1 protein-coding gene is annotated in these 326 nt (G+C 70.6%); it reads left to right on the forward strand.

Annotated features, from left to right (window positions below; translation table 11 throughout):
- The coding region (locus E3U55_RS17150; protein WP_134341686.1) for an ATP-binding cassette domain-containing protein at positions 1-326 on the forward strand (326 nt) is incomplete at both ends.

The raw sequence follows: 326 nt of genomic DNA on the forward strand, positions 1-326 counted from the left end.
TCTCGAGATCGGGATGCCGACGCCCGACGGCCCGCGCACCCTGGTGCACGACTGCACTCTCGACGTGGCCCTCGGCGAATCGGTCGGCCTCGTCGGAGAGTCGGGGTCGGGGAAGACCCTCAGCGTGCGCGCGATCGCCGGCCTGCTGCCCGAGAGCTTCACCACGGCGGGCACGATCCGCGTCGAGGGAAAGGATCTCGCATCCCTCGACGAGCGAGGGCGCCGCGAGCTGCGGGCGCTGCGCATCGGCATGGCGTTCCAGACGCCGCGTGCACATCTGAACCCGCTTCGGACGATCGGCGACTTCCTCACCGAGGCGCTGGTCT

This window comes from Filobacillus milosensis (genome assembly GCF_004402015.1).
Lineage (GTDB): Bacteria > Bacillota > Bacilli > Bacillales > Alkalibacillaceae > Filobacillus > Filobacillus milosensis.